The organism is Fibrisoma montanum, assembly GCF_003583365.1.
GTDB lineage: Bacteria > Bacteroidota > Bacteroidia > Cytophagales > Spirosomataceae > Fibrisoma > Fibrisoma montanum.
In genome coordinates this window covers 653540-674285 of sequence record NZ_QXED01000002.1, presented here as the reverse complement: position 1 = coordinate 674285, position 20746 = coordinate 653540, and the positions used below count along the sequence as shown (strand labels likewise).

Sequence of the window (20746 nt, the reverse complement as noted above, 5' to 3'; positions counted from 1 at the left end):
GCCGGTGGTCGCTGCGTTTTGCTATACGGTAAATCCCGTTCGTCTATTCCTTTGCTTGCTAACGTATTGATTACATCTACTCCGTGCGGACATACTTACTTTTATTGATTGGCTGGTTGCTGATTACGCCTTTCGCGAGGGCGCAGAAGAAAAATGATGCGTATCAACTCCGCATTCAGCGAGCCGGGTCACCGATCACTTTAGACGGCTCCGTTGATGAACCCGCCTGGCAAACCGCCGACGTAGCCGGTGATTTCTGGATGGTGCTGCCCATGGACACCAGCCGGGCCGCCGTTCGGACCGATGTCCGGATGACCTACGACGATCACAATCTGTACCTGAGCGCCGTCTGTTTCCATGGCAACGTAGCGGGGCCCTACATCGTTGAGTCGCTCCGGCGCGACTGGAATTTCGGCCGGAACGACAATTTTATTTTCTTCATGGATACGTTCGATGATCAGACGAACGGCTTTACGTTCGGTACCAACGCGGCCGGGGCGCAGTGGGACGGTCTGGTCTACGAAGGCAGTAAAGCGAACCTGAGCTGGGACAACAAGTGGACATCGGTGGTGCGCAACTATGCCGACCGCTACGTGCTGGAATTAGCCATTCCGTTCAAGACCATCCGGTACAAACAGGGGATCACCCGCTGGGGCATCAACTTCAGCCGCCAGGATCTGAAAACCACCGAAAAGTCGGCCTGGGCACCGGTTCCCCGGCAATTTCCGACGGCGTCGCTGGCCTACACGGGGGTGCTGGTCTGGGACGTACCGCCACCTACGCCGGGGCCGAACATTTCACTTATTCCCTATGCGCTGACCGGCCTCACGCGCGACTACCAGAACAGCATCCCTACCAAAGGACGATTCACGGCGGGCCTGGATGCCAAAGTTGCCATTACGTCGTCGCTGAACCTCGACCTGACCGTAAACCCTGACTTTTCGCAGGTGGACGTCGATCAGCAGGTGACCAACCTCGACCGATTCGAGCTGTTTTTTCCGGAGCGCCGGCAGTTTTTTCTGGAGAACGGCGATCAGTTCACCAACTTCGGTTACGCCAACATCCGACCGTTCTTCAGTCGCCGGATTGGGCTGGGTGGCGTACCGATTCGCTTTGGTGCCCGGCTCAGTGGCAAGCTTAACAAAGACTGGCGGCTTGGCGTAATGGACATGCAGACCGGCCGTGTAGACGATCTTGAGCTTCCCGCTCAGAACTTCGCGGTGCTGGCTCTGCAACGGCGCGTGTTTGCCCGCTCCAACGTAGGAGTCCTGTTCGTGAATAAACAGTCGCTGAACTACACGCCCTCCACCGAATCTCCGCGGTACAGCCAGTACAACCGCAACCTGGGATTCGAGTACAACCTGGCCTCGTCGAATAATCTCTGGACGGGCAAAGCCCTCTATCTGAAATCGTTTCAGCCCCGCGTGGATACGCCGGGCGAATCCACGAACGACAACGTGTATGCCGCCAACCTGCAGTACAACAGCCGCCAGTGGCTCATCGGCGGTCAGTTTGAAGCGGTGGGCCAGAACTACACTGCCGAAGCCGGCTACGTACCACGCCGGGGTTATCAGCGCCTGGTGGCGTTGCTTGGGCATACCTTCTTCCCGACGGGTGGGCAGGTGCTCAGCCACGGCCCGCAGGTACAGTCGACGTATTTCTTCGATCCGGCCGGGCGGCAGAGCGACAACGAGAGTTACCTGAGCTACCTCATTACGTTCCGTAGCCGGGCTACCCTCACAGGCTGGGTAGCGACCGACTACGTGCGGCTGCTGAGTCCCTTCGACCCGACCAACACCGGTCGCGAAACCCTGGCTATCGGCACCGAACATGGGTGGAAAGCGTGGGGAACGCAGTTTACATCCAAGCCGCAGAGTCTGTTTACCTACGGCTTTTCGACGCGCTACGGGGGCTACTACGCCAACGGCTCCCGACTCAACCTGACCATCGACGGGGGCTACCGGTTCCAGCCGTACATCAGTCTGGCCGCCAGCGCAAGCTACAACGACATCCAGCTGCCGCAGCCGTGGGGTCGAACCACGTTCTGGCTGGTCGGGCCGCGCTTCGACGTAACAATGACCAACACACTCTACCTGACTACGTTTGTGCAATACAACGAGCAGCAGAAGAACATGAACGTGAACGCCCGCATTCAATGGCGTTACAAACCTGCATCGGACTTTTTTCTGGTTTATACGGATAACTACTTACCCAACGGTGCGCAGATTGGCCAGGACGTTCCGGGGTTCTTTTCAGTCCGGAACCGGGCACTGGTGCTGAAATGGACGTATTGGTGGAACGTTTGATGGTCAGTCCGTTCAAACATTCTACCTAAGGTGAAGTTGTTAAGTAATCCGATTGCGAAGAGCAGTCGGATTCACTACGTCAAACACTCAACGATTATGAACGATTGGTTTCGGTTTTTAATGAAGGCCTTCATGGCACTCGTCCTGACGCTTTCGCTCACCAGCTGCGAATTGATAGGAGACATCTTCGAAGCAGGAGCCTGGACAGGCGGCATCCTGGTTATTGTGGTCATTGTCGGCATCCTCTGGTTGCTGGCCCGGCTTTTTGGCAGAGGGCGTCGTTGACATACTATCCTACTAATTGAGGGCCGCAGGTTGCGGTGGTGTGATGTCAAGTTTGGAACCTGATACTATACCACCGCAACCTGCGGCCCTCTGAATTGATCAAACGTATTACGCCACCAGTTCAAGCAGCCCGTCCTTTTGCATGACTGTTTTGAAGCGCTCGCCCAGGTCGTCGGACGCTTTTGCCAGAGGCAGACGTACTTCGGAACTGATAAAGCCCAGAATTTCGAGGATTTTCTTTACCCCGACCGGGTTTCCCTCTTCATACAGCAGTGGATCAATGCGCAGGAAATGACCCAGTTCGCGCTGAGCAAACGCAAAGTCACCGCGCAGGGCCGCGTCGATCATGGTGCTGAACCGGGCCGGAAACGCGTTGGCGATTACCGACATCACGCCTACGCCACCAATGCTGATGATGGGGACAGCCTGCACATCGTCGCCGGAGATGACCAGAAAATCATCGGGCTTGTCGCGGACAATTTCCATGCACTGCTCAATGATGCACGACGCTTCTTTCACACCAATAATATTCGGGTGCTCGGCCAGCGTGCAGATCGTATCGGCCGTCATATTGATACCCGTCCGGGGCGGAATGTTGTACATGATCACCGGCACGGGGCACGCATCGGCAACCCGCGTAAAGTGCTCAATCACCCCGCGTTTGCCGGGTTTATTGTAGTACGGGCAAACCGACAGAATGGCGCTGACACCCTCAAAATCCGTATCGTTCATGGCGGCCACCACATCGGCCGTTACGTTCCCGCCGACACCGTAGACGATGGGCAGGTTTTTCGGGTTATTTTCCTTTAGAAATTGCAGCAACTGTTTCTTCTCGGACTTGGTCACCGTGGGCGATTCGCCGGTGGTGCCCTGCAGGACGATGTACTTGACGCCCCCCTCGGAGACGTGTTGAATCAGGCGGCCGAAACCGTCGAAATCAATCGAGTGGTCGGCGTTAAAAGGTGTCACAATGGCGACGCCAACGCCGTGAAAACGAGTATTCATGAACGAAACTGTTGCTTGGAATGACAAAGTTACGGCTTTTTTACAGCAACTAATAGTTTGTATTTACCCGCCCAGCATTGCCGTGAACTCATCCTCTCCGATCATCGGTACGTTCAGTTTCTGCGCTTTATCAACTTTTGACGGTCCGGGGTTTTCTCCGATGATCAGGTAATTCAGCTTTTTGGATACGCCACTGAGCAGTTTCCCCCCGTTGGCCGCGATGCGTTCTTCCAGTTCCTCCCGGGTAAAATTGGCGAAGGTGCCGGTATACAGAAACGTTTTGCCCGCCAGTGTATCGCTTTCCTGAGCCACCACCTTCCGCTCCGACGCAAACTGCAGGCCGGCCGCGCGCAGCCGCTCGACGTACTCGCGGTTCTCCGGGTCGCGGAACCACTCGAATGCACTCTGAGCGATACGCGGGCCAACGTCCGGGACATTGGCCAGTACGTCCAGTGGAGCATTCAGCAGTTCGTCCATGGAGCCAAAATAATCCGCCAGTCGCTCGGCCGTGGTGTTGCCGACGTACCGTATTCCGAGGGCGAACAGTACGTTCACGAACGGCTGCCCTTTTGAGGCTTCGATGGCATTGAGAATGTTGTCGACGGTCTTCTGCCCAAACTTCACGACGCGAACTTTTCCGGTTTCGTCCGGTCCGCCTTCGCGTTCTGGGTAGGCTTTTTCCAGGCCAAGCAGATTCGCGTTGGTCAGGTCGTAGAGATCCGCCGGGGACTGCACCAGTCCGCGGTCGATCAGCAGTTGAATCTTTCCTTCGCCCAGGCTCTCAATGTTCATAGCCCGACGCTGAATGAAGTGCTCGAACCGGGCCTGCCGCTGCGGTGGACATCCCTTCTCATTAGGGCAGTAAAAATGAGCTTCCCCTTCCTTGCGGATCAGGGGCGTATTGCAGGCCGGGCACTCGGCCGGGTAGTTGATCGGCTGACTCGCTTCGGTACGTTTGCTGAGGTCAACGCCGGTGATTTTGGGGATGATTTCCCCTCCTTTTTCAACAAACACCGTATCGTTGATCATCACCCCCAGCCGCTGAATTTCGTTGGCGTTGTGCAGCGACGCCCGCTTGACGACCGTTCCGGCAAGCAGCACCGGTTTCAGGTGGGCCACGGGCGTTACGGCCCCCGTCCGGCCGACCTGGTAGCTGACGCTGTTGAGCGTCGTACTGGCAGCCATGGCCTTGTATTTAAACGCAATGGCCCAGCGTGGGCTTTTGGCCGTATACCCCAGCTCGCGCTGCTGGTCGTAGCGGTTTACCTTGATAACGATCCCGTCGGTACCGAGCGGCAGATCGAACCGTTTGGTTTCCCATTCGTTGATGTACGCCATCACGGCCTGAATATCGGCACATTTCCGCCAGGAGGGCGATACGTTGAACCCCCACTGCTTCATCGCAATCAGGCTCTCTTCGTGGGTCTGGAACACCTCCGGCTCCGACAGGAACGAGTACAGATAGCAATCGAGCCGGCGTTTGGCCACCATGGCCGAATCCTGCTGTTTAAACGTACCGGACGCGGCATTGCGTGGATTAGCCAGCAGCGGCTCACCGATGTCCTCGCGTTCTTTATTGATCCGTTCAAACTCAGCCAACGGCAGAAACCCTTCCCCCCGAACCTCGAAAAGCGCCGGGGGCACGGAGTTAGGCGAATCGGTACCATGCCCCTGACCCCCGGCCCCACGCCCAATGCGCAACGGCAATGTGCGAATGGTCCGGATGTTGTTGGTAATGTCGTCGCCCCGAACGCCGTCGCCCCGGGTAGCGCCCTGCACCAGAACGCCATTCTCGTAGGTCATGCTCAGCGCTACGCCGTCGAACTTGAGTTCGCAGACGTATTCGTAGGGCTGGCCGTTCAACCCTTTACGAACGCGGTTGTCAAATTCGGTCAGCTCGGCTTCGGAATAGGTGTTTCCCAGCGACAGCATCGGAAAGCGGTGGTAGACCGTCGGGAACTCTTTGCTGATGGTACCGCCCACCCGCTGCGTCGGCGTGTCGGGCCGGCGGAATTCGGGATACTGGCGCTCCAGCTCAGCGAGTTGCTGTAATAAACGGTCGAAGGTAAAGTCGTCGACCTCCGATACGCTGTTCTGATAATACTGATGGTTATAATAGTTTAACCGATCCGTTAAGTCATTAATTTGATCCTGAGGAGTCATTGATTAGCAAGGTGTTTGCACTACATTCAGGCAGCGGTTCTCTTGTTGCCGCGGGCCACGTTACCAGGACTATTGAAACGTATTGCTGAAGGTGGCCGGGGCCGCAGCGCCAGGGACCGATGTGTTAATAATTGTTTCAACTATCAGGTAAAAAAACTTAGATTTACTGCCACTTTTACAAAGGTCCACAATTTTTTGTTTAGAGTTTCTCGTTATCTACGCGGTGAACAGTATCCAGTGCTACGTTGAAAATCCGCGTAACGAGTTAGTTTCTTAGCCTTATGAACCAACCCCTGATCGCTCCTTCTTTGCTCGCAGCCGACTTTGCCAACCTGCAGCGCGACGTGGAGATGGTTAACGAAAGCGAAGCAGATTACCTGCACATCGACATAATGGACGGGGTCTTCGTTCCCAACATTTCCTTTGGTTTTCCGGTACTTGAGGCTGTGCGTCGCTACTGCCGCAAACCACTGGACGTACATCTGATGATTGTCCAGCCCGAACGCTACCTTGAGGCCTTTGCCGAAGCCGGAGCGGCCGTCATCCACGTCCATTATGAAGCCTGTACCCATCTCCATCGTACCCTGACCCGCATCCGGGAACTGGGGTGCCGGGCCGGGGTCGTCCTGAATCCGCATACGCCGATCAGTGGGCTGGAAGATGTGATGGAAGTCATCGACGTTGTGTTGATTATGTCGGTTAATCCCGGATTCGGGGGCCAGTCGTTCATTGAGCATACCTACCGAAAAACGGCCCGGCTGAAAAACATGCTGGCTACCGGCGGCTCATCGGCGATGATTGAAATAGACGGTGGCGTCAGCGTCGACAACGCAGCCCGGCTCACCGAAGCCGGGGCCGACATTCTCGTTGCGGGCAGTTCGGTATTCAAAGCGCCCGATCCGGCCGTTGCCATCCGGGAACTCAAAGAAGGTCGCCTGCCGCTGGTGGCCTGACCAATTCTGTTTATCTGATATCCATCCGTGTTGTACTGATTTGAGTAAACACTTCTTTATGAGAAAAACGTACCTGGCTGTTGCACTCGGTGCTGCCCTGCTGACAACAGCCTGCCGCGATACCCAAAAGGCTCAGGCCGACGCTGCCGTTGCAACAACCGACACGACCGGCACTCCCCCACCCGCTCCGGACTGGTCGCGCAATGCCACCATCTACGAAGTTAATACCCGCCAGTTTTCGCCGGAGGGCAACTTCCGGGGCGTTGAAGAACAACTGCCGCGCCTGAAGGAAATGGGAGTCGATATCATCTGGATGATGCCGATCTACCCCATCAGTCAGAAAAACAAGAAAGGGTCGCTGGGCAGTCCATACGCCATTTCCGACTACACGGCCGTTAACCCGGCTTATGGCAGCCTGGCCGATTTCAAAGCGCTGGTTCGCCGGGCGCACGAACTCGGGCTGCGGGTTATTCTCGACTGGGTACCGAACCATACGGGCTGGGACCATGTCTGGATGAAGGAACACCCCGACTGGTATACCCAGGTTAACGGCAACATGACGGCCCCTATCGATCCGACGACCGGCAAGCCCACCGACTGGACCGACGTTGTGGATCTGAACTACGACAACCCCAACATGCGCCAGGCCATGATCAAAGCCATGCAGTTCTGGCTGCGGGAATGCGATGTGGATGGCTTCCGCTGCGACGTAGCGGGGTTTGTTCCGAACGATTTCTGGGCCGAAGCCCGGCCGGCACTCGACAAGGTCAAGACCGTATTTATGTTGTCGGAGTGGGAGGATCAGCCCGAGCAGTTCAAAAGCTGCTTCAACATGAACTACGGCTGGACCATGCATAACATGATGAAAGCCATTGCCAAAGGCGCACGACCGGCAACGGGTATCGATTCGGTGCGGGAGAAAAACCAGAAGCGGTTCCCCCACTGGTATTATCAGATGCTGTTCACCCAGAATCACGATGAGAACACCTGGAATGGTACCCTGACCGAGTCATTCGGGCCGGGGGCTGATGCCTTTGTGGTGCTGACCAGTACGCTGGAGGGCATGCCACTGGTGTACAACGGCATGGAGGCCAACCTCAATAAACGGCTGGCTTTCTTCGAGAAAGACCCGATTGCGTGGGGTAGTTACGCCAAAAGTGATTTTTTCAAAACGCTGCTGACACTCAAACACCGTAACCGGGCGCTGTGGAACGGAACGGCGGGTGGTCAGGCGGTGAAGATCCCAACGGATCACGACGATAAGATCTACGCGTTCCACCGCCAGAAGGACAGTGACCGCATTGCGGTTCTGATTAATTTCAGCAACCAGCCCCAGACGTTCCGGCTGGACGGCGACGGGTACGAGGGCATCTATACGGAGGTGTTCAGCCGCCAGTCAATGGAGATAAAACCCGATATGTCCTTTACGCTCCGGCCGTGGGAGTATCGGGTGCTGACAAACTAGCGACGACTCCGATACCGGCCAAACCAACAAACAACCAACCATATAGAATTCCACGGTCGCCCTTGCTCAAAGCCGCTGACTTTTCTATCTTGAGCCAATTTTCCGCGTTTTTTATGCGAGTGCAGCGTTTTTTGTTGAGCATCGGCTTTGTTGGCCTAAGCCTGGTTAGCCCTGCCCAATCCGTGCAGTGGGCTTCGCGGGTTATTGGTTTTTCATCAGAGGGAAAAGGCGACGCAAACGGCAGGCAGTATAAAGCAACGCAGGCGCTGGGTCGGCCGAATAAACTCCCTCAACTGGGTGCAAGTCCGTGTGCGTGGTCACCGCTGAACCCCGACGCCCCCGAAGAATGGATCCAGGTGGCGTTTGAGCGGCCAATGCGCATTCGGCAGATCGTTGTGGCCGAGAATGTCAATCCGGGCGCAGTGGTCCGGGTGATTGTCATTGACGACAAGGGACGCGAGCATCCGGTCTACCAGATCGTCAATACGTTGCCCCGCCAGAATCCCCTGATGCACGTGATGCTGAAAGACTCGGCCGTAACCGGTAGTCAGGTGAAGGTGGTTATCAACGGGGCTGTGCTGAAAGGTCCGAACCAGATCGACGCCATCGGTATTTCGGAGGACACCAAACCCGTTGCCATCGGCATCAACATCTCCAAAGACCCGCCAAAGGATATTCAGAAAGAAAACCTGGGCAAGACGGTCAACTCGCCCGGCCAGGAAGTGGCACCGGTTATTGCCCCCGACGGTAAAACGCTGTATTTTACCCGAAATTTCAACAAAGCCAACATTGGAAAAGCCGACCGGCAGGACGTCTGGTATGCAACGCTTGATCCGGGTACGGGCAGTGAACCCGATCGGTGGAATGAAGCGGTTAACATTGGCGCCCCCATTAACAACGCCGGCGATAATGCCATCAGCGGCATGGCTCCCGACGGTCGCTCGGCCTATCTGATCAACGTCTACAAGCCCGACGGCGGCCTGTCGTTCGGGATTTCGAAAGCAACAAGAACCAAGCAGGGCTGGTCGCAGCCGGTCGAGTGCAAGATTACCAACAACTACAACCTTCACGAGAAAAACCAGCTGGAATTCTGCGTGTCGGCTGACGAGCGGATCATGATTCTGGCGGTTCAGCGGAAGGACAGCGAAGGCGACCGGGATCTGTACGTATCGCAGCTCAAGCCGGACCGGACCTGGTCGGAGCCGCAATGGATGGGCCCGGTTATCAACTCGGCCGATTTTGAAAGCTCCCCGTTTCTGGCCGCCGACGGCCGTACGCTGTACTTTACTTCGGGCGGCCATGCCGGCTACGGCAACGGCGATATTTTCGTGACGCGCCGGCTCGACGATACGTGGACGAACTGGAGCGAACCCGAAAACCTTGGGCCGTCGATCAACACCGCCGAATGGGACGGCTATTTCACCATTCCGGCCTCAGGCGAATACGCCTACCTGAGTTCACGCGCCAACTCGATGGGCGAAGACGATATTTTTCGGCTGAAACTTTTCCCGGCCATCAAACCCGATCCGGTAGCCATCATTTCGGGGCAGGTGCTGGATGCACAAAGCAAAAAGCCCGTAGCGTCCGAGATCGTTTCGGGCCTGGTGGATGAGAACAAGGAAGTGTCGCGGGTTGAGTATGACCCCGATACGGGTGAATACAAAATCATTCTGCCGACGCAGAAAACGTATAACCTGACAGCGAGCAAAGAAGGCTACTTCTCAACCACCGAAACCCTCGATCTGTCGAAAGATAAACGGTTCCGCGACATCCGGCGCAATCTGTACCTGATTCCCATTCAGGCCGGGCAGAAGATTGTAATGCGGGAGGTTCTGTTTGAGCAGAGCAAGTTTGACCTGCTGCCGGGGGCCAACACTGAACTCGATCGGGTGGTGGACATGCTTACCAAATACCCTGCAATGGAGATCCTGATCGAAGGGCATACGGATAATCAGGGCGCCTGGGAGCCGAACCTGAAGCTTTCGGAAGATCGCGTACGGGTTGTGAAAGAGTACATTACCGGTAAAGGGATTCCACAAACCCGCATTCAGACCAAAGCCTGGGGCCCCAGCAAACCCATTGCCAGCAACGAAACCGAAGAAAAGCGGAAGCTGAACCGGCGGGTAGAATTTACCATCCTGAAAATGTGAGATACGGCGAATACCACTACTTTTGCGGCCATGTTTCGCTTATCTAACCGAAACGCACTGCTTTTGCTGGGCGCTGTTGTCCTGATTGCCTTTGCGCTTCGCCTGTATCGCGCCGGTACGTACGGCATTTATTTCGACGAGAAATCCACCCTGCTCATCAGCCAGGGTGTTGTGCTGGAAGGAGCCAATCAGAAAGACGTTTTCAGCAAACCGTACTTCACCCCCGCTGAATTCTGGAAGCCCAAGACGTTTGCCGATTTCATTGACGCCAACATCCGGGGCGACATCGGCAACAGCCCGGCCTACTACGGCGTCCTCTACGTCTGGATCAAGCTGTTTGGCATGAGCGACTGGGCAATCCGGATGCCCTCCGTGCTTTTCAGCACCCTGACCGTTCTGCTCCTCTTTATTTTTGTCAGACGGCATTTCAGATCGGAGCGTCTGGCCCTGCTGAGTGCCTTCATTGCGGCTATTGAACCCTTCTTTGTGGCCTACAGCCACATGGCCCGCAACTACTCCATGACGTTTTTCCTGACGTTGCTGGCCACGCACATTTTTCTGCTCATCATTGAGAACCTAGATAATCGAAAGCAACCCACCGGGCTGTATATCGCCTATGGCCTGACGTTCGTTACGTCGGTGTTGTCGCATTATCTGACCGTAACGGTTTTCCTGTGCCACGGGCTGTATGCGCTCCTTTATCTTCGGAATGTTCGCGCCTGGGTTACGCTCGGCATCACGGGGGCCCTCGGGCTGGGGCTGGTATCGCTCTGGTTTATCTTCGGCGGAGGCAAATACACCTTCTTTACGCTCAATTACCAAGCTCAGTTTTACCGCAACATTGCCCTGACGAACCCAACTGGTACGCCGTTTGGACTGATTCTACCCGCCACAATCCCTAACATTACGGTCCGGGCCATCCCAATTTTTGCCGATCTGTTCATCTTCACCAACGGCCTGGGCAAAGCGTTACTGGGCATCCGGAACTCGCTGGTTGCCCTGGGAGCAGGTGCCCTGGCAACGCTGATCATCCATCAGTACGGGGCCGTGAAGCACCCGTCTGTCTGGGTTCGGGTAGCCGTCGCCGTGCTGATGGCGGCAGGTCTGCTGTACTACACGGTGGTTCCGTTCCGGTTTCTGGTGCTGTCGGCGGCTGTACCGTTCGTCTACCTGATCGGCCGGTACGTGGTTGACCAGACCGACAACCGTGAGAAGCGGCTGGTCGTCATGCTCGCGCTGCTGACGTTTGTACCCACGTTTTTCCTGTTGTTCATGGCCTGGCGATCGGGGCATACGTTTGGCATTACGCAACGGTATTCCGGTTTTTCGTTTCCGTACGTTTGTATACTGGTGGCAATGGGGCTGCGGCAGTTAAGTACGCTGCCGTGGTGGTTCAGCGCCCCACTGGCGGCTACGCTGCTGCTTCAGCTTGGCTTCATTGTGCAGTTGCTGATCGAAATTTACGCGGACGCCCAGCCGAAGTACACGTATTTTGACCGGCCACGCATCGCAAACCCGTACTGGGCCTCGGCGCAGCAGTTGAAAACGCTCTATGCGCCGGGCGACACGATCCTGTACCCGAACCTGAAACGCCCGATCTATTCGGAGAAAATTGATAAAACCTATTCACCGGTCGGCCTGCTCGATGCGCAGTTAGTAAACGTGTATTTACCTGAAAATGCGCAGTTTATTCAACGGGTTGATCCTGCTGAACCCAATCGGATAGTCCTGGTGAAAGGGAAGACTGGCCAGAAAATTACTATTTTTGACTTCGAAGGCACGAAGTTTAGGTACTAAGTTCCACGTTTAAAGGTTGACGTCCGGCATTAAATGGGTCAGGCCGGCCCGAAAAATAGTGGGCTGCGAACTACCAACCTGAAACCAACAAACCTGTGCAAACCACATTCACCGATACTCAAGCCCTCCAGGGCCGGCTCCGGCTGAAAATCCTGGGTTTATACAATCAGGCCCACGCCGGTCATATTGGCTGTTCGCTCAGTTGCATCGATCTGATGATTGCTACGTTGATTCTGCGGAAGCGCGAACAGGATACGTTTCTGCTGTCGAAAGGGCATGCGGCTGCTTCGCTTTACGCCTGCCTGAACCAGCTCGGCGACATTTCGGATGAGGTCCTGGCTACGTATTACCTCAACGGGACCACACTACCGGCTCACCCGGCTCCCAACAAACACCGGGGCATCCCCTTCGCAACGGGCTCGCTGGGGCACGGCCTGCCGATCGGCTCCGGCATCGCCCACGCCAGCAAACTGCTCGGCGACGACGCCCGGGTGTACGTTCTGATGTCCGACGGCGAAACCAATGAAGGCACGACCTGGGAAGCTGCTCACTACGCGCTTCAGAACGGCCTGGACAATCTGGTGGTGCTGATTGATAAAAATGGCCTGCAGGGATTTGGCAACACCGCCGATGTGCTGGGCGACACCGCCGATGTCCGCAAATGGGAAGCCATTGGCTTTGACACCGTCGAAGTGGATGGACACGATGTGGACGGACTGCTTGGAGTCATTGATCAGGTAAACGCAGCTCCCAATGGCCGCCCCAAGGTCATCATTGCCCATACGGTGAAAGGCAAAGGCGTATCGTACATGGAGAACCGGCTCGAATGGCACTACCTGCCCATGAGTCCGGCCCAATACGAACAGGCCTGCGCCGACGTCACCGAACGCTACCTAACAACCATTCCGAATGTCGCCGAACGAACAACCGTTTACTAATACCATTCAGCAACTCAAGGGTCCCATTGTCGTGTTTGGGGCCAGCGGCTTCATCGGAGCCAATCTGTTTGAACAGCTATACCGCGTCAGAAAGGACGTATACGCCCTGACTCACGACGCAACCAAGGCCTGGCGACTGAAGCTCCTCGACGTTCCGGCCGAAAACATTGTTCACTGCGACATTCTTTCCAATGCGTCGGTAAAGGATGTGTTCGAGCGGTATAAACCCCGTACCATTTTTAACCTGGCCGCCTACGGTGCTTACAGCAAGCAGAAAAACGTTAGTCTGACCTACGAAACGAACGTAATCGGGACGGTCAATATTCTGGAGAACTGCTCGCCCGAGATGGTGTACATTCACGCCGGCAGCAGTTCTGAGTACGGCTTCAACTGCACGGCCCCGAAAGAAACCGACCGTGTTGAACCGAACAGCCACTACGCCGTATCGAAGGTTTCAGGAGCGTATACGCTGGAATACTACGCCCGGCTGCATGGCCTGAACACCCTCAACCTACGGCTCTACTCGATCTACGGAGGCTGGGAAGAACCCGACCGGCTTATTCCCCGGCTGGTTGAGGAGTGTCGCAGCCAAAAATTACCCCCCCTGGTTTCGCCTGATATCAGCCGTGACTTTGTATACGTCGACGATTGCGTAGAAGCGTTTGTGCTGGCCGCCCTGCGGGTCAACGAAGCGATTCGGGGCCGGTCGTACAACATCGCTACCGGGCAGAAAACCACCATGCGGGAGCTAGTCGACGTAGCCCGGCAAACGTTCTCGGTTAGCCTGGAGCCGGTTTGGGGCAGTATGAACAACCGGAACTGGGACCTGGCCGACTGGTACGGCAACCCCGAAGCTGCCGAAACGGATCTGGGCTGGAAAGCCCGGACATCGCTCAGCGACGGGTTGCGCCAAACGGCCGAATGGCAGGTGTCGCACCAGTACGAAGACCGGGTGTTGCCCGCCTTTCAGACGCCGACCCTCAACCCGGTCATATCGCCAATTATTGCCTGCTACAAAGACGCGCAGGCCATTCCGTACATGTATGAGCGGCTGGTCAAGACCTTCAACGAGATGAAGGTGCGGTACGAGATCATATTCGTGAACGATAACTCCCCCGACAACACAGACGAGGTACTCGCCGAGATCTGCGCCAAAGACCCGAACGTAATTGCCATCAAGCACTCGCGTAACTTCGGCTCACAGTCGGCCTTTCTGAGCGGGATGGAGATTTCGACCGGCGACGCTGTGGTGCTGATGGACGGCGATTTGCAGGACCCGCCCGAAGTTATACCGCAGTTTTACGAAAAATGGCAGCAGGGCTACGACGTAGTGTATGGCGTACGCGTACAGCGCGAAATGCCGACCCATGTCCACTTTTTCTATAAGCAGTTCTACCGCCTGTTCCGTCGAACGGCGTACATCAATATCCCGGTCGACGCCGGTGATTTCTCGATCATTGACCGGAAAGTAGTACGTGAACTGGTCAATCTGCCCGAAACAGAACAGTTTCTGCGGGGTCTTCGGGCGTGGGTAGGTTTCAGGCAAACAGGCGTCGACTACGTTCGGCCGGAGCGGATGTTCGGCGTTTCGACCAACAACTGGACAAAGAACATCTGGTGGGCCAAGAAGGCTATTTTCTCGTTCAGCTTTGCCCCGTTGGAGTTAATGACGTACGCCGGCTTTGTGCTGACCGGCTTATCTATGCTGGGAATTGTCTGGCAGATCGTGGCCCGTCTGCTGAACTTCGATCCGAATACGCCCTACGGCATTTCGACCGTTCTGGTATTAATCATGTTCTTCGGCGGAATCAACCTGCTGGGTATCTCGTTCCTGGGCGAGTACATCAGTAAGATATTTGAAGAAACGAAGAAGCGGCCGAAGTTCATCCGAACAATGGTACGCAAAGGCCCGCAGGTGTATAAAACCGCTGCGGAGATCAACACGCTAGTAGAACAGCGGAGAAGCAAGTAATTTTGTGAGGCAATAACGTACAGCGCCACTATATCGAAAAGCAGCGTATGGCTCATGAATCACAGACATCATTAAATAAAGCTCAGCTGGATTTACTTGCTTTGTTTAACCGGGATATAGCCGAACAGGACTGGCTTGAAATTAAAAGGCTGATCAGAAACTACTTTGCTCAAAAAGCAATGCGTGAAGCTGACCAGCTCTGGGACGAACGAGGCTGGAATGATCAAACTATGGATGATTGGTTAAATAGTCACAAGCGCACGCCAAACCGTCAAAAGCCAGGGGAGTCGGTATGAAAATAGTCCTTGATAGTAATGTATTATTGGTAGCTATTCCAAATCGTTCTCTTTACAATCCCGTTTTTAGGGCTTTTCTTGAAGAAGAGTTTATGCTTTGCATCACGACAGATATCCTTGACGAATATGCCGAAATTATAGGCGAGCGTGCGAACAAAAACATTGCTCAAAATACCCTGGAGGCTATTGAAAGTGCACCCAATGTAGAATTTGTTACGAGGTACTACAGGTGGAATTTAATTGAAGCCGATCACGATGATGACAAGTTTGTTGATTGTGCTATTGCTTGTGGTGCTGATTATATCGTTACGAATGACGGACATTTTGATGTGTTGAAGAACATCTCTTTTCCTAAGGTCGTCACCCTTACGATTCAGGAGTTTCTAGATAAACTCCAAACCTCATGATGGTTTAAGGACTGGTAACTATACTTAAAATAAAGTAATAGGACCACTCAAAAGCGGTCGTCACTGACCTACAGTTATGCGCAAAGAATTTTCAGCCGGTATTGAACGCATTGCCGCTGCCGATGATAAGGTCGTGTTCATCACCGGCGACCTGGGTTATAACGCCCTCGAAAACCTCGTTGATCTGATGGGGCCCCGCTTCATCAACGCGGGTGTCGCCGAACAGAACATGGTAGGCGTTGCGGCCGGTATGGCTTATCGGGGCTATAAAGTGTTCTGCTACAGCATTGCGCCGTTTGCGGTATATCGCTGTCTGGAGCAGTTCCGCAACGACGTTTGCCTACACAACATGCCTGTTTTTCTGGTCGGCAACGGCGGTGGCTACGGGTACGGAATCATGGGCTCTACGCACCACGCTATCGAAGACCTGGCCTGCCTGAGTGGGTTACAAAACGTCAATACGTACATCCCGGCTTTCGCCGACGAGGTTGACCCGATGCTGGATCAGATCATCGCGGAGGCCCGCCCGGCCTACCTTCGGCTGGGGGCCGGCGGCAAAACCCCCGACGATTCGGAAACTCTCGGTACGTTCAAACACGTGGTTCGGAGCACCGATTCGCTCGGGACGGTGGTAGCGCTTGGTCCGGTGGTAGGTAACGTGCTCACGGCCCTGCAGGATGAACAACTAAGCGGTCAGTTCGATGTGTACACGGCTACGAATCTCCCGCTCAACCTGCCTACCGAACTGGCTCACCGCTGGGCCCGGAAACCCTTGCTGGTGGTGGAAGAACACGTATCGACCGGCGGGCTTGCGCAGCAGCTTTCGGTTAAGCTGCTGGCCGACGGAGCCGCGCCGAGCCACTTTGTGAGTCTGTCGGCGCAGGGTTACCCGAATGGGCTCTACGGCGACCAGAAGTACCACCAGCAGCAGTCGGGTCTCGACGCAGCGACTATTGTTCGACAGCTATCCAGTTTGCTCATCGCCGGATGATTCCACGCGATTCAACAGAACCAACCACGCCAACCCGCCCGAATTCTGTCCGGACGGCTGGTCCGTCGGGTACTACCGGCTGGTCCGGATCGGTATGGGGATGGCTGCTGGTCGGCTTGCCTGTTCTTTTCTTTTTCGGTCTCTGGCGCTATTACGCCGTCAACGTACCGAAATGGGACGACCATGCCCTCCGGGCGTTTCTGTACTACCTCGACCAGGAAACGACCCTGACCGGTAAGATCTACCAGTTGTTCCGGCAGCACAACGAACACCGGATTGTGTACGACCGGATCGTTACCTACCTCGATTATCAGCTCTTCGGTACGCTCAGCTACCTGCACCTGATGACGATCGGCAACCTCAGTCTGCTTGGCCTGCTGGGACTATTTGCGGTCGTGCTGCGACGAAGCGGGCAGGCGGTCTGGCTGCTGGCTCCGGTTGCCTTTTTCCTGTTCAACCTGTCGCAGTGGGAAAATATGTATTGGGGCATGGCCGCGCTGCAAAACTTCACGGTTGTGTTCTGGGTGCTCTGGGCGGTTTATCTGCTGACCTACACCGACCGCTGGCTGGCCGCCCTGCCATTGGCCGTAATTGCCACCATCACGAGCGGTAACGGATTGTTGATCTGGCCGGTAGCCATAGTTCTGCTGTTGGTACAGCGTAAAGTTCGTCCGGCAGCCATCTGGGCGCTGGGGGCCGTAGTGGTAATTGGTCTGTATTTCCTCGGCTACGAAAAGCCCGCGGGTAACCCACCCGACCGGGGCTCCGTGACCGATCTGCTGAAAGGCTGGTTTGCTTTCAACGGAGCCGCAGCCGAAGTCTTTCCGCTGGGCTCGGGCTTCGTCAGCAGCCTGGTAGCGGGCGGTTTGCTGACCGTCACGACCCTGGGTATCGTCGCGTTTATCGGGCGTCGGCTATTGTCTCAGTTCACGAACCCAACAGACCGCCGGACTGCCCCGGTTACCTCATCGCCTTACGCAGCCAGCGATCTGTTCGTCCTTGGATCCGTCGGCTTTCTGATTGGCACCGGGGCTATTGTGGCCTGGTCGCGGGTGGGCTTCGGTATGGAGATGCTGATTACAAGCCGGTACAAGATGTATTCGCTGACGTTACTGGCGTTAGTATACGTGTACGGAGTCATTACGCTGGGCAACCGGTTCAGACAGCCGTTGGGTGTAGCCGGTCTGGCTACGGGTCTGGGGCTGGCCTGGCTGTCGTACGTCGCGTTTCTGGACGAAACGATCTGGTGGCGGCACTGGCTGCTCACTACGCAGCAGTTCAACGCGACCTACAGCTCGAATCGACCGGTACCGCAACTTGACCCGATCACAAAGCGCTATCAGGATACCGCGCCCGCCTTTTATGACGACCACCTTTCCATGCTGTATGGCCAACCAGACCAGCGGAAACTGTCGGTTACGGTGAAAGAGGACGTTAAAGGCGTGCCCGTTTATATGGTTTCGGAACCGACGCTGCCCGCGTCTGACCTCCGCGACGGCCGCCCTTACGTCATGTTCCGGTCACCGCAGCGGGTGTATCTGTTCCCGGTTACGCAGAACCTGAATTCCGGTCTGATGGCCCGGCTGTTGCCGTCGCGCGTGTTCACGAACGGCTTTACCGCTACGCTGTATCAGGGCGACCTGGCCGTCGGAACGTATCAGATACTGATTCTGACAATCGATGCGCAGGGCCGGTGGGCGCTGCATCCGACCGATCAAACGGTACAATTGACAACGAAGGCGGCCGACGGGTTCAAGAAGAACTGGTAAACCGGCGGCCTGGCTCAACAACGATTCGCATGATAAACGATACAACCCTACCCTCAACGGCCCGCCCGGTATTGAATCACCTCCAGCAACTGGACGGCATTCGGTTCCTGGCTGTGGGACTGGTGCTGCTCGATCACTGGATGGTAGGCCGCATTGAAGGCGTGGCGCTTGGGGCGTTGGGCGTTACCATTTTCTTCGTACTGAGCGGGTTTCTGATTACCCGCATCCTGCTGTCGAGCAAGGATAAACTCAGCAACCAGCCGGGCGGAGGGCTGTCGAAGTACCTGAAAACGTTTTACATCCGCCGGACACTGCGCATATTTCCGGTCTATTACCTGACGCTGTTCGTCCTGGCTCTGGTAAACGAACCACCCGTCCGCGAAAAATTTGCGTGGCTGGCTCTCTACGCGACCAACATCTACATCGCCATCAACCACACCTGGATGGGTACGGTCGATCACCTCTGGTCGCTGGCCGTTGAGGAACAGGTGTACCTGTTTTTCCCACTGCTGCTGTTTTTCGTTCCGCGCCGGCACGTACCGATAACGGCCCTGCTGATGATCGTCGTCAGCGTTGGGCTACGGTATGCGCTGCACCGCGCCCGGCTGCCGTGGTTCATCGGGTACGTATCGATGCCTACCTGCCTGGATTCGTTTGGACTCGGGGCACTGATGGCCTTTGGCTGGCTTTACCGCCGGGAGTGGTTCACGCGTGTGTTTCAGTCGACGGCCTGGGTGTGGCTGAGTCTGCTGGGATTCGTAGCCGTGGTGCTGATGACCAATTACATGATCGACCGGTCGCCCTACGGGTACCACAACGTCTGGGCCGACGTATGGGAGCGGCTGGCGGCTTCGCTCTTCGGTTTTTTCCTGATCGGCAAGGCGGTACTGGGCTACGGCGGGCCTATGAAATGGGTGCTGGAAAATTCCGTGAGTCAGTACCTCGGCCGAATCAGTTACGGGCTGTATCTCTACCACAACTTTGTTTTCAATTTTTACCACACGCAGCCCACGCATGTCACCGTGCGGGCGTGGCGACGGATCACGGATGTGCTGCCCTTTCTGAACAGCGCCTACGTGTTTCAATTTTCGTTTTTCCTGGCGCTGACGATTGCGCTGGCAACGGTATCATGGTATCTGGTAGAAAAACCTATCAATGATTTAAAAGACCGGTATTCGTACTGATGATGAAACGTACTCAGGCAATTCGTTGATTAGCCGGACCATTCATCGCCCTGAACATCCGGCGCTGATGAATGCCATACGTACCTTCATCTTCCCGCTAAATAATGTACAATCCCATTACCATCACAGAGCTTAACAATTCCCTATATTTGCAGCGTTTATTAGTATAGTACTAACAAACATGGCTGCTTTTACAACAGCTTTTCAGACCAGCAATCCGGCACTGTGCCAGGTCACGGGTCTGTTTCCAACCGACAAACACGCTGCATGAGCCTCCTGCTGTCAATTGTAATGCCGGCTTACAACGAAGAAGAAGTAATTGAACACGTTGTGAAGCAATGGACCGACCTGCTGACCCGTCAGTTTCCGACCGAGAATACCCGCCTGATCGTGGTTAACGACGGCTCCCGCGACCGCACCGGCGAAATCCTGGACCAGATCAAAGAACGGTATCCAAAACTGGTTGTCGTTCACCAGCCCAACGGCGGTCATGGCAATGCCGTCGTGAACGGCTACCGGCAGGCTGTTGCCCTTGATTCTGAATACGTTTTTCAGACCGACAGTGACGATCAGTTCGTCACCGACGATTTCCAGAAACTCTGGGCTAAGCGGAATGAGTCGCCGTTCATTCTGGGTTACCGTGAAGAGCGGTACGATGCGCCCGCCCGCCTGGTGATCACGCGGATTCTGCGGTTAAGCATCGCAACCATTTACGGGACGTACATCAAAGACAGCAACATTCCGTTCCGGCTGATCCGGGGCAGTTTCCTGCGTCGTCTGCTGGCTCAGCTGCCTGAGCCAACCCCCTTTGCCCCGAATATTTTTCTGGCGGTCATGTCGAAGAAAGCCGGTTATACGACCTTCGATATACCCATTACGCACAAAGAACGGCAGACCGGTACGGTATCCATTCTCAAGTGGAAACTGCTGAAAGTGTGCATGCAAAGCTTCAAGGAATTAGCCCAGTTCCGCTTTGAACTGGGTGGTAAAGTAAAGGCTCTGAAAAAACCCGAGCCAGTAACCGTGTAAACAGTCTGCGGTTTAGGGTTTGCCGTTTCCAGCCTC

At 55.5% G+C, this 20746-nt stretch carries 16 protein-coding genes; 14 read left to right on the top strand and 2 right to left on the bottom strand.

Going from position 1 to position 20746, the window contains the following annotated elements; all coding sequences use genetic code 11:
• Window positions 1-83 precede the first annotated feature (83 nt).
• Complete coding sequence (locus DYU11_RS08555; RefSeq protein ID WP_119667230.1) at window positions 84-2306, top strand: carbohydrate binding family 9 domain-containing protein; 2223 nt, start codon at window positions 84-86, stop codon at window positions 2304-2306.
• A 132-nt stretch (window positions 2307-2438) separates the two neighbouring features.
• The gene (locus DYU11_RS08550; RefSeq protein WP_310589467.1) at window positions 2439-2591 is read left to right on the top strand and encodes a hypothetical protein; all 153 of its coding nucleotides are present in this window, start codon (window positions 2439-2441) and stop codon (window positions 2589-2591) included.
• 108 nt (window positions 2592-2699) lie between these two features.
• Here DYU11_RS08550 and dapA read toward each other — a convergent pair whose 3' ends face one another.
• Window positions 2700-3596: a 4-hydroxy-tetrahydrodipicolinate synthase gene (dapA, locus tag DYU11_RS08545; RefSeq protein ID WP_119667228.1), complete on the bottom strand. Its 897-nt coding sequence runs from the start codon at window positions 3594-3596 to the stop codon at window positions 2700-2702.
• Window positions 3597-3659: 63 nt separating this feature from the next.
• Complete coding sequence (gene ligA, locus DYU11_RS08540) at window positions 3660-5759, bottom strand: NAD-dependent DNA ligase LigA (protein WP_119667227.1); 2100 nt, start codon at window positions 5757-5759, stop codon at window positions 3660-3662.
• A 281-nt stretch (window positions 5760-6040) separates the two neighbouring features.
• Between ligA and rpe the strand changes: the two genes are divergently transcribed.
• The 12 genes from rpe (at window position 6041) to DYU11_RS08480 (ending at window position 20710) form a co-directional block, all read left to right on the top strand.
• Window positions 6041-6712 (top strand): ribulose-phosphate 3-epimerase, encoded by a 672-nt coding sequence (rpe, locus tag DYU11_RS08535; RefSeq protein WP_119667226.1) that lies wholly within the window; start codon window positions 6041-6043, stop codon window positions 6710-6712.
• Window positions 6713-6770: 58 nt separating this feature from the next.
• Window positions 6771-8177 carry an alpha-amylase family glycosyl hydrolase gene (locus DYU11_RS08530; RefSeq protein ID WP_119667225.1) on the top strand — a complete coding sequence of 469 codons (1407 nt, stop codon included), beginning with the start codon at window positions 6771-6773 and terminating at the stop codon, window positions 8175-8177.
• Window positions 8178-8290: 113 nt separating this feature from the next.
• Window positions 8291-10327, top strand: a complete 2037-nt coding sequence (locus DYU11_RS08525; RefSeq protein WP_119667510.1) for an OmpA family protein — start codon at window positions 8291-8293, stop codon at window positions 10325-10327.
• Between the two features lie 30 nt (window positions 10328-10357).
• Entirely contained in the window at window positions 10358-12124 is a 1767-nt protein-coding gene (locus DYU11_RS08520; protein ID WP_119667224.1) for a glycosyltransferase family 39 protein, read from the top strand.
• A 95-nt stretch (window positions 12125-12219) separates the two neighbouring features.
• Window positions 12220-13062 carry a transketolase gene (locus DYU11_RS08515; RefSeq protein WP_119667223.1) on the top strand — a complete coding sequence of 281 codons (843 nt, stop codon included), beginning with the start codon at window positions 12220-12222 and terminating at the stop codon, window positions 13060-13062.
• Window positions 13034-15034: an NAD-dependent epimerase/dehydratase family protein gene (locus tag DYU11_RS08510; RefSeq protein WP_119667222.1), complete on the top strand. Its 2001-nt coding sequence runs from the start codon at window positions 13034-13036 to the stop codon at window positions 15032-15034. Before DYU11_RS08515 ends, DYU11_RS08510 begins: the two co-directional genes overlap by 29 nt.
• A 47-nt stretch (window positions 15035-15081) precedes the next feature.
• Entirely contained in the window at window positions 15082-15330 is a 249-nt protein-coding gene (locus tag DYU11_RS08505; protein WP_119667221.1) for a DUF8507 family protein, read from the top strand.
• Entirely contained in the window at window positions 15327-15737 is a 411-nt protein-coding gene (locus DYU11_RS08500) for a putative toxin-antitoxin system toxin component, PIN family (protein ID WP_119667220.1), read from the top strand. Before DYU11_RS08505 ends, DYU11_RS08500 begins: the two co-directional genes overlap by 4 nt.
• A 76-nt stretch (window positions 15738-15813) precedes the next feature.
• Complete coding sequence (locus DYU11_RS08495) at window positions 15814-16728, top strand: transketolase family protein (protein ID WP_119667219.1); 915 nt, start codon at window positions 15814-15816, stop codon at window positions 16726-16728.
• A complete protein-coding gene (locus DYU11_RS08490) occupies window positions 16725-18497 on the top strand; it encodes a hypothetical protein (protein ID WP_199736692.1) in 1773 nt (590 codons plus the stop codon). The genes DYU11_RS08495 and DYU11_RS08490 overlap by 4 nt, the downstream gene beginning before the upstream one ends.
• Before the next feature lie 29 nt (window positions 18498-18526).
• A complete protein-coding gene (locus tag DYU11_RS08485) occupies window positions 18527-19681 on the top strand; it encodes an acyltransferase family protein (protein WP_119667218.1) in 1155 nt (384 codons plus the stop codon).
• Window positions 19682-19948: 267 nt separating this feature from the next.
• A complete protein-coding gene (locus DYU11_RS08480; protein ID WP_119667217.1) occupies window positions 19949-20710 on the top strand; it encodes a glycosyltransferase family 2 protein in 762 nt (253 codons plus the stop codon).
• Window positions 20711-20746: the final 36 nt, after the last annotated feature.

What these genes read in the sequence shown, in the direction of transcription:
- dapA (WP_119667228.1), bottom strand. Translation starts at nt 3,596, where the DNA reads ATGAATACTCGTTTTCACGGCGTTGGCGTCGCCATTGTGACACCTTTT.
- DYU11_RS08500 (WP_119667220.1), top strand. Translation starts at nt 15,327, where the DNA reads ATGAAAATAGTCCTTGATAGTAATGTATTATTGGTAGCTATTCCAAAT.
- DYU11_RS08520 (WP_119667224.1), top strand. Translation starts at nt 10,358, where the DNA reads ATGTTTCGCTTATCTAACCGAAACGCACTGCTTTTGCTGGGCGCTGTT.
- DYU11_RS08530 (WP_119667225.1), top strand. Translation starts at nt 6,771, where the DNA reads ATGAGAAAAACGTACCTGGCTGTTGCACTCGGTGCTGCCCTGCTGACA.
- DYU11_RS08525 (WP_119667510.1), top strand. Translation starts at nt 8,291, where the DNA reads ATGCGAGTGCAGCGTTTTTTGTTGAGCATCGGCTTTGTTGGCCTAAGC.
- DYU11_RS08550 (WP_310589467.1), top strand. Translation starts at nt 2,439, where the DNA reads ATGGCACTCGTCCTGACGCTTTCGCTCACCAGCTGCGAATTGATAGGA.
- DYU11_RS08490 (WP_199736692.1), top strand. Translation starts at nt 16,725, where the DNA reads ATGATTCCACGCGATTCAACAGAACCAACCACGCCAACCCGCCCGAAT.
- DYU11_RS08480 (WP_119667217.1), top strand. Translation starts at nt 19,949, where the DNA reads ATGAGCCTCCTGCTGTCAATTGTAATGCCGGCTTACAACGAAGAAGAA.
- rpe (WP_119667226.1), top strand. Translation starts at nt 6,041, where the DNA reads ATGAACCAACCCCTGATCGCTCCTTCTTTGCTCGCAGCCGACTTTGCC.
- DYU11_RS08505 (WP_119667221.1), top strand. Translation starts at nt 15,082, where the DNA reads ATGGCTCATGAATCACAGACATCATTAAATAAAGCTCAGCTGGATTTA.
- DYU11_RS08485 (WP_119667218.1), top strand. Translation starts at nt 18,527, where the DNA reads ATGATAAACGATACAACCCTACCCTCAACGGCCCGCCCGGTATTGAAT.
- DYU11_RS08510 (WP_119667222.1), top strand. Translation starts at nt 13,034, where the DNA reads ATGTCGCCGAACGAACAACCGTTTACTAATACCATTCAGCAACTCAAG.
- DYU11_RS08495 (WP_119667219.1), top strand. Translation starts at nt 15,814, where the DNA reads ATGCGCAAAGAATTTTCAGCCGGTATTGAACGCATTGCCGCTGCCGAT.
- ligA (WP_119667227.1), bottom strand. Translation starts at nt 5,759, where the DNA reads ATGACTCCTCAGGATCAAATTAATGACTTAACGGATCGGTTAAACTAT.